13 protein-coding genes are annotated in these 14,672 nt (G+C 62.8%); 10 read left to right on the top strand and 3 right to left on the bottom strand.

Annotated features, from left to right (window positions below; all coding sequences use genetic code 11):
• Positions 1–264, top strand: a 264-nt coding sequence (locus A3728_RS18535; protein ID WP_201722346.1) for a VIT1/CCC1 transporter family protein, incomplete at its 5' end; no start/stop codon positions are given.
• Between the two features lie 63 nt (positions 265–327).
• Here the strand turns inward: A3728_RS18535 and A3728_RS18530 are convergent.
• A complete protein-coding gene (locus tag A3728_RS18530) occupies positions 328–1,104 on the bottom strand; it encodes a Bax inhibitor-1/YccA family protein (RefSeq protein WP_067927254.1) in 777 nt (258 codons plus the stop codon).
• Between the two features lie 520 nt (positions 1,105–1,624).
• Here A3728_RS18530 and A3728_RS18525 point away from each other — a divergent pair.
• The 3 genes from A3728_RS18525 to A3728_RS18515 all read left to right on the top strand — a co-directional run bounded on the left by A3728_RS18525 (position 1,625) and on the right by A3728_RS18515 (position 4,362).
• Positions 1,625–1,996 carry a helix-turn-helix domain-containing protein gene (locus A3728_RS18525; protein WP_067927260.1) on the top strand — a complete coding sequence of 124 codons (372 nt, stop codon included), beginning with the start codon at positions 1,625–1,627 and terminating at the stop codon, positions 1,994–1,996.
• A gap of 122 nt (positions 1,997–2,118) precedes the next feature.
• Complete coding sequence (gene hisN / locus A3728_RS18520) at positions 2,119–2,919, top strand: histidinol-phosphatase (protein ID WP_067927250.1); 801 nt, start codon at positions 2,119–2,121, stop codon at positions 2,917–2,919.
• A 102-nt stretch (positions 2,920–3,021) separates the two neighbouring features.
• Complete coding sequence (locus A3728_RS18515) at positions 3,022–4,362, top strand: 8-oxoguanine deaminase (protein WP_067927247.1); 1,341 nt, start codon at positions 3,022–3,024, stop codon at positions 4,360–4,362.
• A gap of 18 nt (positions 4,363–4,380) precedes the next feature.
• Here A3728_RS18515 and guaD read toward each other — a convergent pair whose 3' ends face one another.
• Entirely contained in the window at positions 4,381–5,676 is a 1,296-nt protein-coding gene (guaD, locus tag A3728_RS18510) for a guanine deaminase (protein WP_067927244.1), read from the bottom strand.
• A 113-nt stretch (positions 5,677–5,789) separates the two neighbouring features.
• Here guaD and mgtE point away from each other — a divergent pair, with 113 nt between their 5' ends.
• From mgtE to A3728_RS18485, 5 genes are read left to right on the top strand one after another with little or no spacing between them, the layout of a single operon-like run.
• Complete coding sequence (mgtE, locus tag A3728_RS18505) at positions 5,790–7,193, top strand: magnesium transporter (RefSeq protein ID WP_067927240.1); 1,404 nt, start codon at positions 5,790–5,792, stop codon at positions 7,191–7,193.
• A complete protein-coding gene (locus tag A3728_RS18500) occupies positions 7,190–7,750 on the top strand; it encodes a 5-formyltetrahydrofolate cyclo-ligase (protein WP_067927237.1) in 561 nt (186 codons plus the stop codon). Before mgtE ends, A3728_RS18500 begins: the two co-directional genes overlap by 4 nt.
• 60 nt (positions 7,751–7,810) lie before the next feature.
• A complete protein-coding gene (locus A3728_RS18495) occupies positions 7,811–8,632 on the top strand; it encodes a TIGR00282 family metallophosphoesterase (protein WP_067927233.1) in 822 nt (273 codons plus the stop codon).
• A 19-nt stretch (positions 8,633–8,651) separates the two neighbouring features.
• The gene (locus tag A3728_RS18490; protein ID WP_067927229.1) at positions 8,652–9,581 is read left to right on the top strand and encodes a DMT family transporter; all 930 of its coding nucleotides are present in this window, start codon (positions 8,652–8,654) and stop codon (positions 9,579–9,581) included.
• 30 nt (positions 9,582–9,611) lie between these two features.
• A complete protein-coding gene (locus tag A3728_RS18485) occupies positions 9,612–11,384 on the top strand; it encodes an SLC13 family permease (RefSeq protein ID WP_067927226.1) in 1,773 nt (590 codons plus the stop codon).
• A gap of 3 nt (positions 11,385–11,387) precedes the next feature.
• Here the strand turns inward: A3728_RS18485 and A3728_RS18480 are convergent, their stop codons facing one another.
• Positions 11,388–12,440: a hypothetical protein gene (locus A3728_RS18480; RefSeq protein ID WP_236628155.1), complete on the bottom strand. Its 1,053-nt coding sequence runs from the start codon at positions 12,438–12,440 to the stop codon at positions 11,388–11,390.
• Positions 12,441–12,774: 334 nt separating this feature from the next.
• Between A3728_RS18480 and A3728_RS23270 the strand changes: the two genes are divergently transcribed.
• Positions 12,775–14,658 carry a DUF7467 domain-containing protein gene (locus tag A3728_RS23270; protein ID WP_067927223.1) on the top strand — a complete coding sequence of 628 codons (1,884 nt, stop codon included), beginning with the start codon at positions 12,775–12,777 and terminating at the stop codon, positions 14,656–14,658.
• The last annotated feature ends 14 nt before the right edge of the window (positions 14,659–14,672 follow it).

Raw genomic sequence — 14,672 nt, 5'->3', positions numbered from 1 at the left:
GCGCTTGCTGCGGGGGCATCCGCGCTGGCTTTCGCGGTGGGGGGCGGCCTGCCACTGCTGGGCGCGGCACTTGCGCCCGCTGGTTTCACCTGGGGGGGCATCGCCGGCGTGGCGGTGCTGGCGCTCGCGCTCCTCGGGGCGTGTAGCGCGAAACTGGGCGGTACACCTGTGCTTCCGTCGCTGCGGCGTGTCATCTTCTGGGGTCTCGTCGCCATGCTGGTGACGTCCGGCGTGGGCCGCATGTTCGAAACGCTCGCCACCTGACACACGGCAAAGAAAAAGGCCGGCCCCGAAGGACCGGCCCGTTTTACTCAAAGGCGCTGTGCCTTATTCTCGATTGCCGAAGAGTTGCAGCAACATCATGAACATGTTGATGAAGTCGAGGTAGAGGCTCAGCGCGCCCATGATGGCGGCCTTGCCCAGCCACTCGCTGTCGCCGTGATGCGCATGGGCCAGGTACTCGGTCTTGATCTTCTGCGTGTCATAGGCTGTGAGCCCTGCGAAGATCAGCACACCCAGCGCCGAGATCGCGAACATCAGCGCCGAAGAGGCGAGGAAGATGTTGACGATGGACGCCACGATGAGGCCGATCACACCCATGATCAGGAAGCTGCCCCAGCCGGAGATGTCCTTCTTCGTCGTGTAGCCCCAGAGCGACAGACCCGCAAAGGCGATTGCCGTGATCAGGAACACCTGTGCGATGGAATAGCCGGTGAAGACGAGGAAGATGGAGCTGATGGAAATGCCCATGACAGCGGCAAAGGTGTAGAACACCAGCTGCGCCGTCGCGGCGGACATTTTGTTGATCATCGCGCCGAAGCCGAAGACGAAGGCGAGGGGCGCGAACATGACGACCCATTTCAGGGGCGAAGCATAAAGCGTGTAGCCGAACTGGGTCAGGTATTTATCCGTGCCCATCTGGGCGACGCCTGCCGCCGGGTCGGTGGTCACGGCGAGGCCGGAAATCGCCCAAGCGGCTGCAAAGGTGATGAGCATGCCGATCGACATGGTCCCGTACACCTTGTTCATATGTGCGCGCAGACCTTCGTCTATAGCGGCGGCGCGCGTTCCGGTTTGTGACCGGATTGTATTCACGTCAGCCATGTTTTGTTGACCTCCAGGTAGTAAGTGAGATGGCGAAAACCCTCCGCCACACGGTTGAACCGAATATCGTGTCAAGGGGGCGCGATTTCAAGGGTATTCATGAGCACTCGCCTACGGTTGTGCGGTGGCGTTGCCCTTGGTTCTTCAATGGCACGCGCAATCGGCAGCTGGCCTCTTTCTATACGACGCAATCAGTACGGGAGCGTACAATCTGGGGGTGATTGCCTGTGGGGCCGATCTCCTGCCTGTTTAAGAGGTGAGTTGGGATGCCAATGCATTGAGACGGTGCAATTTAAAATGCTTTAAGTGGACGGCACTTTTCGGCCACTTTTCGCGGTTTCCATTACCTTAAGTTGTCCCGTGGCAGTCGACACAATACCATTTTCATGTAAATATGTTTTGCGTGAAACACCCTAAGGGGTATGCTGCCACCAGTTGCACTACTTCACGTTAGGTCTTTTGGACGAGTACGCGCGGGCAATTTGGATCTTGCGCATGAGATATCGGGATTATGAAAATTATGGCACATAAAGTTGACGTTCATGTTGGTAAACGGATCCGGCAACGCCGCTGGCTTACCGGGATGACCCAGCAGAAGCTGGCCGAGCTGGTAGGGATCAAGTTCCAGCAGATCCAGAAGTACGAGACAGGCGCGAATCGGGTCAGCGCCTCCCGCCTCTGGGACATTGCGGATGCCCTTTCCGTGCCCGTGGGTTTCTTTTTCGAAGGAATGAACAGCGAATCCGATGGCTCCGGCCGGGCGGATGACGTTCCTGCGGACCTGATGTCCGACAAGGAAGCGATGGAACTCGTGCGGTCCTATTACGCGATCCCCGAGCAGCAGCGCCGCCGTTTGTTCGAACTGGCCCGCGTGCTGAGCGACGTGGCCTGACGATAATTTCTCTGAGAAGTTTCTGAGCGAGAGGCCGCTGCACCGCGGGCCGAACATCGGAAGAGACAAAGGCGCATGCGGGGGATATTGCCTTCGCAGGCGCGAAATGGCACCTGCTCTTCATGGTGACACCCGACGATTTCGATCCTGACATTGCTGCCGTGGCCCATGCCATGGCCGATGCCGCCCGCGCAGCGATCCTGCCGCATTTCCGCAGCAGTGATCTGGCGCAAGAATCCAAACTCGTATCCGGTTACGACCCGGTGACCGTCGCTGACCGCGCGGCAGAGCTTGCCATGCGCGATATCCTTGCCGCGCGTCGGCCTGAGGATGCGATACTGGGCGAGGAATACGGCGCCTCTGCCGGCAGTTCCGGTCTGACCTGGGTTCTCGATCCGATCGACGGCACCCGCGGCTTTGTATCCGGGACACCCACATGGGGCGTTCTGATTGGTGTCAACGCCGGGGGCGCGCCCTTCTACGGGATGATCGACCAGCCCTATATCGGTGAGCGTTTCGAAGGTGGCCCGGGTATCGCGCGCATGTCCGGCCCCCGGGGGGAGGCCATGTTGAAGACGCGCGACACAGGCTCCCTCGGCGATGCCGTGTTGTTCACGACCTTCCCGGAAGTCGGCACCCCGCAGGACAGGGCCGGTTTCGACGCCGTCGCCGGGCAGGTGCGGCTCGTGCGATACGGGATGGATTGCTACGCCTATGCCTTGCTTGCGGCGGGGCAGATCGACCTCGTGATCGAGGCGGGATTGCAGGCTTACGACATTCAGGGCCCGATGGCGGTGATCACGGCAGCGGGGGGCGTGGTGACGGATTGGCAGGGCGGTCCCGCCGAAGCGGGCGGCCGTGTCGTCGCGGCAGCCAACCCCGCACTTCACGCGCAGGCGTTGGATTTGCTGGCCGCGCATTGACGCTTTCGTTAACCTTCGGTATCATTTTTTCACCTGCCGGTTCTTGTTCCCGTTTTCCACCGGCTCTCTAAGCATCATGAGACGGGTCTAATGGACTTTTAGATGCCGGAGCTATTGATCAGGAACGCGCAATCCATTCTCACGATGGACGACGACGCGCGGGAACTTCTAAACGCCGACATCCTGCTGCGTGACGGAAAGATCGCCGCCGTGGGCGCGGGGCTGCCCCGGGCGGAGCGGGAAGTGGACGCGAGCGGTTGCGTTGTGACCCCGGGCCTCGTCAATACGCATCATCATTTGTTCCAGACGCTGACCCGCGCGGTGCCCGCAGGGCAGGACGCGCCGCTTTTCGACTGGCTGCGCGCGCTCTATCCGGTCTGGGCACGGATGACACCGGATCATGCGCATGTCTCTGCGCGCGTCGGCCTCGCGGAACTGGCTCTTTCGGGGTGTTCGCTGAGTTCTGATCACCTTTACCTCTATCCCAACGGCATTCGGCTCGAAGATACGATCGAAGCGGCGCGAGAGGTGGGGCTGCGCTTCCATCCCACCCGGGGCAGCATGAGCATCGGGCAAAAGGATGGCGGTCTGCCGCCAGATGCACTCGTGGAAGGCGAGCTCGCCATTCTCGAGGACTGCATCCGTGTCATTGACGCGTTCCACGATCCCGGCGAAGGCTCCATGTGCAGGGTCGGCATCGCCCCCTGTTCGCCCTTCTCGGTCAGCCGCGAATTGATGCGTGATTGCGCGCTGCTGGCCCGCGACAAGGGCGTGATGCTGCATACCCATCTGGCAGAGAACGACGAGGATGTCGCCTATTCGCTGGAAAAGTTCGGCTGTCGGCCCGGCCAGTATGCCGAGGATCTGGGGTGGGTCGGGTCCGACGTCTGGCATGCCCATTGCGTCAAGCTCGATGCACAGGAACAGGCGCTTTTTGCCCGGACGGGCACCGGCGTCGCGCATTGCCCCTGTTCCAACTGCAGGCTCGCGTCGGGGATCGCGCCGGTACGGGCGATGCTGGACGCAGGCGTTCGCGTGGGGCTGGGCGTCGATGGTTCCGCCAGCAACGACAGCGGCAACCTGATGACGGAGGCCCGCTTTGCCATGCTGCTGCAGCGGGTGGCCCACGGCGCGGACGCGATGAGCGCGCGCAAGGCGCTGGAACTGGCAACCCGGGGCGGCGCAGACATGCTGGGCCGCCCGGATTGCGGGCGCATCGCCGTCGGAAAGCGGGCGGACATCGCTGTCTGGGATGTCTCCGGCGTGCAAAGCGCCGGATCATGGGACCCCGCCGCCTTGCTGCTGGCCGGGCCAACGCAGGTGCGGGATCTTTTCGTCGAGGGCAGGCAGATCGTATCGATGGGGCAGGTCCGGACAATCGACATGGAGGCCACCACGCGCGAAGCGAACCGTCTGGCCCGAGGGCTGGCCGAAAGTCTCTAGACCGGGATCGTTCCGGGATCAGCCTGTGCGGCGGGTGCCCGCGACCCAGACATCCCGCACCGCCCGGTCGTCGCCCATCATGATCGTGGCAAAGATACTGTCCCAGATATCCCGGGCCTGCGCCGCGCGCTGTGCAATGGCGGGGGTAGAGGCCAGATCGAGCACCGTGATATCGGCCATCATGCCCGGCGCCAGCGTGCCGAGGCTGTCCTGCAGATGCAGTGCGCGGGCTGAACCGGCTGTTCCCAGCCAAAGGAGTTGTGCCGCGTGCAGCGGGGCACCGCGCAGCTGACCGATTTCATAGGCAGCCGCCATCGTCCGCAGCATCGAAAAGGATGAGCCGCCGCCCGTGTCCGTCGCAAGGCCGATGCCGATACCGTCGCGGGCCAACCCGAAGGTATCGAAAAGGCCAGATCCGATGAAGGTATTGGACGTGGGGCAATGGACGACCGCAGCGCCGACCTCGCGCAGCCGGTCCCGTTCGCGCGGCTCAAGGTGTATCGCGTGGCCATAGACCCCGCGCTCCCCCAGCAGACCGTGCTTTTCGTAGGTATCGAGATAGTCCCGCGCCTTGGGGTAAAGGCTGCGCACCCATTCGATTTCGTCGAGCTGTTCGCTCAGATGGGTCTGCATCAGGCACTCCGGCCGCTCCGCCCAGAGCTGCCCCAGTGCGTCAAGCTGCGCGGGCGTCGAGGTGGGCGAGAACCGCGGCGTGATGGCATAGCGCGCCCGGCCTTTCCCGTGCCAGCGGTCGATCAGGGCCTTGCTGTCGTCATAGGCCGATTGCGGATCGTCCTGCAGGCCATCGGGCGCGTTGCGGTCCATGCAGGTCTTGCCTGCCACGATCCCCATGCCGCGTTCCGCCGCCGCCTCGAAGACCGCATCGACGCTGTGGGGGTGGATGGTGCAAAAGCTCGCGATCGTGGTCGTGCCGTGGTCCAGCGCAAGGTCGAGGTATCGCGCCGCGATATCCGCCGCATAGACAGGATCGGCAAGCCGCATCTCCTCGGGGAAGGTGTAGGTATTGAGCCAATCAATCAGCCGCTTGCCCCAGCTCGCGATGATGGCCGTCTGCGGGTAGTGGACATGCGCGTCCACGAAGCCGGGACAGATGAGCGCATCGCCATAGGCAGTCACGGGGGCCTCCGGGGCGCGGGCGCGCAGCTCCGCCGCCGGTCCGACCGCCGCGATCTTGCCGTCGGTGACAAGGACGGCGGCGTCCCGGTCCACGCGCACGGCGTCTTCCCACGGCTCCCGCAGCGGGTTGCCGGTGAAGCGCAGGACCTGACCGGTAAGAAGGCTGCTTCGGTTCATGCCGCCACCATATTGCGCTGCTCGGGCAGGGACAATCGCGAAGCGCCCGCAAGCGCCCATTGTATCCGTTGGGGCGCTTGAATATGGTCGCGCGAAACCACGGAGGGACGCTCATGGAAGATCAGGCAGACGTGATGGAGCAGCCCGCCGAGGAAGACGAGATCGCCGAGGCCTATGCGCTCGATCGCAAGGCGGTCGCCTCCATCCTCTATGCCGTCGAGATCGAGGATCAGGCCCGGCTGACGGAGCTGATGGAGCCGCTGCACGCCGCCGACATCGCCGACCTTCTCGAACAGATCAGCGAATTCGACCGGACCCGGCTCATCCGGCTTTACGATCGCGAATTCGACGGCGAGATCCTGTCGGAACTGGATGAATCCATCCGCGAGGAAGTCATCGCCATCCTCACCCCCGAGGTGCTGTCGGAAGCCGTCCGGGACATGGACAGCGACGATGTCGTCGACCTTATCGAGGATCTGGAAGACGACCAGCAGGCGACCATTCTGGGCGCGCTGGAGGATTCGGACCGGGCTGCGGTACAGCAATCGCTGAGCTATCCGGAATATTCCGCAGGCCGCCTGATGCAGCGCGAGGTCGTGATGGCCCCGGAACATTGGACCGTGGGCGAGGCTATCGACCATCTGCGCAACACGCCAGAAGAGGATCTGCCGGATCAGTTCTACCATATCGTCATGGTCGATCCGCGCCTGCACCCGGTGGGCAACGTGACATTGGGCAAGCTGATGCGGTCCCGGCGGGAAACGAAGCTGGCCGATATCCTCGAAGAGACGTTTCAGGTGATCCCCGCCACGCAGGAAGAAGGCGATGTCGCCTATGCCTTCAACCAGTACCACCTGATTTCCGCCCCCGTGGTGGACGAAGAGGGCCGCCTGATCGGTGTGATCACCATCGACGACGCCATGTCGGTGCTGGACGAAGAGCACGAAGAGGACATCCTGCGCCTAGCCGGTGTGGGCGAAGGGTCGCTCTCCGACCGGGTGGTGGAAACCACCAAGCAACGCCTGCCGTGGCTCGCGGTGAACCTCGTGACGGCGATTGCCGCCTCTCTGGTGATTTCGCAGTTCGAGGCGGCGATTGCACAGATCGTGGCGCTTGCCGTGTTGATGCCCATCGTTGCCTCCATGGGCGGCAACGCGGGCACGCAGAGCCTGACCGTGGCGGTACGGGCCATCGCTACGCGCGACCTGACCGGTTCCAACGTCTGGCGGGTCATCCGGCGTGAATGTCTGGTGGGGCTGGTGAACGGCCTGATCTTTGCCATTGTCATGGGCATCGTCGGGATCATCTGGTTCGGCTCGCCCGGGTTGGGTTACGTGATTGCCGTGGCGATGGTGATCAACCTTGTCGTGGCCGGTCTTGCCGGGACGGGCATCCCCATCCTGCTCGAACGGTTCGGCATCGACCCGGCGCTGGCGTCGGGCGCCTTCGTGACGACGGTGACGGATGTGGTGGGCTTTTTCGCCTTCCTCGGGCTGGCGGCTGTCGTCCTGCTGTGACCGATCTCGCCCGGATCAAGGCGGAGGCCCGCAAGGCGGCTTTCGCCCGGCGCAAGGCGCTCTTCGATGCGGCCCCGCCCGCGCAGGCCGGTTATCTGAGCGAGGTGCTCGCCGGGCATCGCGGCGTGCCGCTGTCGGGGTTCATGCCCATCCGGACAGAGATTGACCCGCTGCCCGCCATGGCCGAAGCGGCGGCCCACGGCCCGGTCGGCGTTCCGGTGATCCGCAAGGCGGATGCGCCGCTGGTCTTCGCCCGCTGGACGCCTGAAACCGCGATGGTGGCGGGCACCTTCGGCGCAGCTGTGCCGCAGACCGAAACGGAGATGGAGCCAGAGATCCTCATCGTACCGCTTCTGGCGTTCAACCGGACCGGCGGGCGGTTGGGGTACGGGGGTGGCTTCTATGATCGCACGCTTGAGATGCTGCGCGCCAAGCGACCGACGCTGGCCATCGGTTTCGCCTTTGCGGGCCAGGAAACCGACGATTTGCCGTTGGAACCCACGGACCAGCCACTTGACCTGATCGTGACCGAACAGGGCGTGATCGAACCGGGCTGAGCCGCCGCGTCAGGGCAATTTGCCCTTGTGGACCAGCGGGCCTGCGCCTACCCATTTATTATGAAAATACTTTACCTCGGCGACGTCATGGGGCGCGCGGGACGTCGCGCCATCACCGAAAACCTCGATCGGTTGCGCACCGAGTGGAAACTCGATTTCATCGTGGTGAACGGCGAGAACGCGACCGGCGGCATGGGGCTTTCGGCGGCGCATGCGCGCGTCCTGCTGGACGCAGGCGCCGATTGCCTGACGCTGGGGGACCATGCTTTCGATCAGAAGGACATGCTGTCTTTCATCGAACAGGAACCCCGCATCATCCGCCCGCTGAACTTCAGCAAGGCGGCCCCCGGGAAGGGTGCGCGGCTGATCACGGCACGGAACGGGCGCAAGGTTCTGGTCACGCAGGCGCTGGGGCAGGTCTTTATGAAACGCCCCTTCGACGATCCCTTTTCGGCGCTGGAGCCGGTGCTGAAGGCGCACCCCTTGGGCGGGCAGGCCGCCGCCGTCATCGTCGACATTCATTGCGAAGCCACGTCGGAAAAGATGGCGACGGGCCATTTCTGCGACGGTCGGGCGAGCCTTGTCGTCGGCACCCATACTCATGTACCGACCGCCGATGCCATGATCCTGCCGGGCGGGACGGGATACCTCAGCGACGCGGGGATGTGCGGCGATTACCATTCCGTCATCGGCATGGAAAAGGCCGAGCCCCTGCGCCGGTTCATCACCGGCATGCCGAAAGAGCGTTTCACCCCCGCCAACGAAGAGGCGACATTGTCGGGGGTCTATGTCGAAACGGATGACCGCAGCGGCAAAGCGACGCGCATCCTACCCGTGCGGCAGGGCGGACGCCTGCAGCAGAGCGGCCCCTTGGCCGGGTAGGTTCGGGCGGGGCGGGGGCATGACCAGACGACAGATTGCCTTTTTCACCTTCATGCTTGCCTTGCTCGGCGCGGGTTGGGGGCTCACGCAGCCCCTGACCAAGATCGCCGTCAGTACCGGCTATGGTCATTTCGGGCTGATCTTTTGGCAATTGGTGCTGGGGGTCGTGGTGCTCGGGCCCTTGTGCGCGTTCAGGCGCAAACCTCTGCCGTTCACGCTTCGGCACCTCCGCCTTTATCTTGTGATCGCGATCGTGGGCACGCTGCTGGCCAACTCCGCCTCCTACATGGCGGCGGTGCATCTGCCCTCCGGCGTGCTGTCGCTGCTGCTGAGCATGGTGCCGATATTCGCCTTTCCCATCGCGCTGTCGCTGGGGTTGGACCGTTTCAGCCTGCGTCGCTTCGCCGGGTTGCTGATGGGATTGCTGGGCGTGGTGATCATCCTGCTGCCCTCGGTCGAATTTTCCATGAACCTGCCGGTCTTCTGGGTCGGTGTCGCGCTGCTTTCGGGCCTCTGCTACGCGGTGGAAGGCAATTACGTCGCCCGCTGGGGGACCGAGGGGCTCGATGCATTGCAGGTGCTTCTGGGCGCGTCGCTGGTGGGGGCGGTTCTGGGGCTTCCGCTGGCGCTGGTATCGGGCCAGTTTATCGACCCGCGTCTGCCGCTTGATACCGCGCAATGGGCGCTTGTGGCATCATCGGTGATCCATGTTCTCGTTTATGCGGGATATGTCTGGCTGGTGGGGCAGGCGGGGCCCGTTTTTGCCGTGCAGGTCAGCTACCTCGTCACGGCGTTCGGCCTGATCTGGGCGAAGCTCATTCTGGCGGAGGCCTATGCGCCGTCGCTCTGGCTGGCGCTTCTGGCAATGTTCGTGGGCATGTACCTCGTGCAGCCGCGGCCTAAAGCCGCGCTTGCGGGGGATACGCCGATAGGCGATGCTGCCCGCTAGTCCGCCACCGCCTTGAAAGCCCGCCAGCCGATGGATCTGCTCAGTCTCTCGCCGATGGAAAGCAGCGTGCTCACGCTCGTTACCGTCGTCGTCATGTTTGTCGCCTTTCTGCGGGAATCCTTCCCGACGGAGGTCGTGGCGATTGCCGGGGCCGCCGTCTTGCTGGCGCTGGGCGTGCTGCCCTATGACGATGCGCTGGCCGTTCTGTCGAACCCCGCGCCCTGGACCATCGCGTCCATGTTCATCGTGATGGGGGCATTGGTGCGCACCGGCGCGCTGGAGGTGCTGACTCGTACCGCCGAACGCTATGCCCGCACCAAGCCCAAGACCGCCGTCGTGGGGGTCATCGTGTCGGTGATGGCGGCCTCTGCCATCATGAACAACACGCCGGTCGTGGTGGTGATGATCCCCGTGGTCGTCCAGTTGAGCCAGACGCTCGGCACCAAGGCATCGAAACTTCTGATCCCGCTCAGCTATGCGGCGATCATGGGCGGTTCGCTCACCCTGATCGGGACCTCGACCAACCTGCTGGTGGACGGTGTCGCTCGTACGCAGGGGCTTGAGCCTTTCGGCATCTTCGAAATCCTTCCCGTCGGCCTCGTGGTCTGTGCCTGGGGCCTTGTTTACATGGGCCTCTTCGCCAATCGGCTGCTGCCGGAGCGGGACAGCATGGCGAACATGCTGTCGGACCGGTCGAAGATGAAATTCTTCACCGAAGCCGTCATCCCGCCGGAATCGAACCTGATCGGACGCGATGTATTGGACGTTCAGCTTTTCAAACGTGACGGGGTGCGGCTGATCGACGTGGTGCGCGGTGACAATTCGCTGCGCCGCGACCTCTCCGAGGTCAAGCTGGAGGTGGGCGACCGGGTGGTTCTGCGGACCCAGATGACTGAACTGCTGTCGCTGCAGAACAACAAGGAACTGCGCCGGGTCGATCAGCTTTCCGCGGTCGAAACCTCCACGGTGGAGGTGCTGATCACGCCGGGCTGCCGCATGGTCGGGCGCTCACTGGGCAGCATGCGGCTGCGGCGGCGCTATGGGGTCTATCCGCTGGCGGTGCACCGGCGGAACCAGAACATCGGCCAGCAGCTTGATACGCTGATCGTCAAGGTGGGTGACACGCTTCTGCTCGAAGGGGCGATGTCCGATATCCAGCGACTGGCTACGGATATGGATCTGGTGGATGTCACCCACCCTTCGTCCAAGGCGTTTCGGCGTGGTCACGCACCCATCGCCATCGCCGCGCTCTTCGGTGTGGTGGCGCTGGCCGCTTTCAACGTGGCGCCCATTCTGCTGCTGGCGGTGATCGCGGTTGCGCTGGTGCTGGTCTCCGGCTGCATCGACGCGGATGAGGCGTTCTCCTTTGTCGACGGCCAGTTGCTCGCGCTCATCTTCGCGATGCTTGCGGTAGGGGCCGCCCTGCAGAATTCGGGGGCCATAAGCCTGATCGTGGACAGCATATCGCCCACACTGTCGGGCCTGCCGCCCTTCGCGGTGATCTTCGCGGTCTTCCTGTTGACGACGATCCTGACGGAGATCGTGTCAAATAACGCCGTGGCGGTCATCATGACCCCCATCGCCATCAGCCTTGCCGCGGCGCTGGGGATCGATCCGCGGCCGCTGGTGGTGGCGGTGATGATTGCGGCGTCCTGTGCCTTCGCGACACCCATCGGATACCAGACCAACACGCTGGTCTACGGGCCGGGGGGCTACAAGTTCACCGATTTCATGCGCATCGGGATGCCGCTGAACCTCAGCATGTCGCTGATCTGCTCGGCGGCGATCCCCTTCTTCTTCTGACGGTCAGAGATCGCGGACGCTGGCCTGCGCCTGCTGCTTGCCCACGTGGATGAACCCGTGCAGCGCCGCGAGGAAATTGCGGGTCAGCGGCTTTGTTATGGGGGAGCGGGCCGAGTAGAAGGCCCCCACGCGGCACATCTGCGCGGCGAAATCGGGATGCACGCCCGCATCGTCATACTTGCGGATCTTCTCCTTGGAGAGCCAGCCGCGCTTCTTGCTTTCCTTGCTGATCAGCTTGAGCCGCTGAACGCAGTGAAAGGTGAGATAGACGGAGAGGTACTCCATATAGTCCTGCCGCGTCACGCCATAGTCCGGATCAAAGGCATCGTTGAGCACGTCTAGCATTTTCTGCGGGGCGACGGGCCATGCCTCATCCCCGATGAGCCAGGCGACGTCCTCCGCCCCGTGGCGCATGCCGGCATATTCGAAATCGAACCAGCGCAGCTTTTCGTCCGCGCCGATGGCCGCATTGCCCGACCGGCAGTCCCATTTCAGGAACTGCCTGGGCTCGGTCGCGATGGTTTCATAGGCCGCGACCCTGTCGAACTTGTCCGAGATACCGCCCCCCAGATCCTTAAGGAAATCAATGGCGTCCACGAAGTTCATCACCCATTCCCGGTTGAGGCCGAGGTGGGGCATCATGGTATGCAGTTCAGTTTTGCGGGCCGCCGCGTGAATACGGAAGATGCTTTCGATCGCTTCGGCCGACAGGTCGAGCCGCCTTTCCGGCGATGCTTCGGCGATTTCCATGTTGAGCCGCCGCTTGCCCACGTCGGACTGGAACATGATCTTCCCGACCACGCCAAGGCATTCGGGCAGATCGGCGCAATGGGCGCTGAGCTTTTCGAGCACGAAGGCTTCGAGGTGGGTCCGGCGGAAATTGGGGCGCAGCGTCGCGATCACCACGCGGTCCGGCAGGTAGAGCCGCATGCTGGAACGGCTTTCGCCGCCGGGTGTGCTCACCCGCTCCACCTTCTGGCCGAAATGCTGTTCTGCGCATTCGATGATCTGCCGCTTGGGGCTTTTACGCTTGCTCTTGCTTTTGGCCATATCCATCGGTCCGCCCTCGTCTGCTCGTTTACCTAGCATGACTGTTCGCATGAGGATAAGTTATTCCGATGGTCAAAATGTGACCCAAATGGGTAATTCCCGAGGAGCGATTCGACGCCTTCCGCCGTGATATTGAACCGGGAGGGAAAGTAATCACCGGCTTCTCACACCATTGTTTCCCGAAGGCCGGTACATCGGACCGGAATCTTGCCATAATTCCGAAACAGTTTGGCTAAACTTTCTCCCCTTTCTAAGTACATATCAGACGGGTGTCTCGGGGGTTGGCATGTACTTTGGCTCGGCGTTGCCGGGTGATTTCTATTCGAAGAGGTGTACGGCAATGGGAAAAGCGAAGAAGAGCTGGGACGAATGGACTGGATCTGACGGAAGCGGGGGCGGTTCGGCCTCCAGCACAAAATCTTATCACAACGGCGGTGTGGAAGGCTCCAGCTTCTCCACATGGTATAGCGATAACCTCGCTGACTATTATTCAGACAACGACGACAGCGGCCCCCGCGAGGAAGAGACCGGTGGCTCCAAGGGTTCCGGCACTAAAGCTTCCGGGTCGGGGAAGGGATCAAAGGGCTCTGGCACGGGCAAAGGTTCCGGCAGTAAAGGCTCCGGGTCGGGCAAGGGATCTAAAGGGTCCGGTACTGGCAAGGCGTCCAAGGGCTCGGGTACGGGCAAGGGTTCCGGCAGCAAGGGCTCCGGTACTGGTAAAGGAACCAAGAGTTCCGGCACCAAGGGTTCTGGTACGGGCAAGGGCTCCGGCAGCAAAGGCTCCGGTACGGGCAAGGCATCCAAAGGTTCGGGCACTTCGGGCTCTGGTACTGGCAAAGGCACAAAGGGTTCGGGCACCAAAGGCTCTGGTTCCGGCGGGGGTTCCAAAGGTTCCGGCGGTGGCACCAAGGCCTCCGGTAGTGGCACGATGGGCTCCGGCTCCGGCGGCGGGTCCAAAGGTTCAGGTGGCGGATCGAAGGGCACCGGCGGTACGAGCGGGGGCTGCGATCTGTGCGAATTGGACAGTAAACCCGTATCGCTGACGCTGACCTATTCCTTCGGGACCGAAATCGATCAGGCGAACGATCAAGACGACAAGAAAACCGACGTCGATACGACCGGATCGGACGATGACGGCATGGTCTTCATCCGGGTGCTCGGCAAAAAGGACGACGAGCCGCTCTTTGAAGGCATGGTCGCTGAGGGTGAAGACTTCGTCGCCTCCGCCGACAAGAAGTTCGACAGCGAGACACGGATCGAGATTTTCGACAGCGAAGGCGGGGACCTGATCCAGGAAATCCGTTTCCACACCTCCTGTTCCCAACCGCTCGCCATCGGCGATACCTTCGGTTCGATCACCCTCGCCGGTGCGACAACCGAAGACGGTGAGAAGGTCGGTTGCGATGAAGATGGCGATACCGTCATCACCGATCCCGATCCCGATCCCGATGACGATGGCTCCAACGGTTCCGGTTCCGGCGGATCGAACGGTTCTGGCTCGGGCGGATCGAACGGGTCTGGGTCCGGCGGATCGAGCGGTTCTGGTTCCGGAGGATCGAACGGTTCCGGTTCCGGCGGTTCCGGTTCCGGCGGGTCCGGTTCAGGTGGCTCTGGCTCCGGGGGGTCCGGATCGGGCGGCTCTGGTTCTGGCGGTTCCGGCACGGGCGGTGGCTCCAAAGGTACTGGCGGCGGCTCCAAGGGAACCGGTGGTGGTTCCAAAGGGACCGGTGGCGGCTCCAAAGGGGACGATGAACCGCCTGCGGATGATGGCGAAAAGAGCGTGCTGAACTTCACCCTCGGCGGCGACGGTCGGGTCGATCTTTCCGTGACCGAAACGCCCGAAGGCCAGTTGTTCTTCAGCTTCCAGCCGGCGGACTTCACCGATGTGGACGATATCGATGGCTTGTTCTTCGACGTGGCCGAAGGCAGCGACGTGACATCGCTGAACTTCTTCCCCGATCCGGAGAACAGCGGGGACCTCGGTATCATCACCGACATCAAGGAAGGCGACGACGATGTTAATACACTCGCCAATGGCTCTATGGCCGAAACCGGGTTCGATGTGGGGCTGACCTTCGGCAATGCCGTCGACAGTTCCGAAGGTTTCAACAAGGTGGTCAATTTCACCGTCTGGTCCGACGATGGTCCGCTGTCCTTCGATGATATCGAACTGTCGGGGATGAAGCTGGTCGTCAACTCCGATGATGGTCGGGGGAGTTGCTGAGCGTGACAGGCAGC

It is taken from the genome of Sulfitobacter sp. HI0040 (genome assembly GCF_001634885.1).
Classification (GTDB): Bacteria; Pseudomonadota; Alphaproteobacteria; order Rhodobacterales; family Rhodobacteraceae; genus Sulfitobacter.
Note: the sequence above shows the minus strand (reverse complement) of the source record. Positions and strands in the feature narration are given on the sequence as shown.

Bases quoted from the DNA above. Each gene is read 5' to 3' on its own strand.
- A3728_RS18530 (WP_067927254.1), bottom strand. From the start codon at position 1,104: ATGGCTGACGTGAATACAATCCGGTCACAAACCGGAACGCGCGCCGCC.
- A3728_RS18480 (WP_236628155.1), bottom strand. From the start codon at position 12,440: ATGGATATGGCCAAAAGCAAGAGCAAGCGTAAAAGCCCCAAGCGGCAG.
- A3728_RS18490 (WP_067927229.1), top strand. From the start codon at position 8,652: ATGACCAGACGACAGATTGCCTTTTTCACCTTCATGCTTGCCTTGCTC.
- guaD (WP_067927244.1), bottom strand. From the start codon at position 5,676: ATGAACCGAAGCAGCCTTCTTACCGGTCAGGTCCTGCGCTTCACCGGC.
- hisN (WP_067927250.1), top strand. From the start codon at position 2,119: ATGGTGACACCCGACGATTTCGATCCTGACATTGCTGCCGTGGCCCAT.
- A3728_RS18485 (WP_067927226.1), top strand. From the start codon at position 9,612: ATGGATCTGCTCAGTCTCTCGCCGATGGAAAGCAGCGTGCTCACGCTC.
- mgtE (WP_067927240.1), top strand. From the start codon at position 5,790: ATGGAAGATCAGGCAGACGTGATGGAGCAGCCCGCCGAGGAAGACGAG.
- A3728_RS18495 (WP_067927233.1), top strand. From the start codon at position 7,811: ATGAAAATACTTTACCTCGGCGACGTCATGGGGCGCGCGGGACGTCGC.
- A3728_RS18525 (WP_067927260.1), top strand. From the start codon at position 1,625: ATGGCACATAAAGTTGACGTTCATGTTGGTAAACGGATCCGGCAACGC.
- A3728_RS18515 (WP_067927247.1), top strand. From the start codon at position 3,022: ATGCCGGAGCTATTGATCAGGAACGCGCAATCCATTCTCACGATGGAC.
- A3728_RS23270 (WP_067927223.1), top strand. From the start codon at position 12,775: ATGGGAAAAGCGAAGAAGAGCTGGGACGAATGGACTGGATCTGACGGA.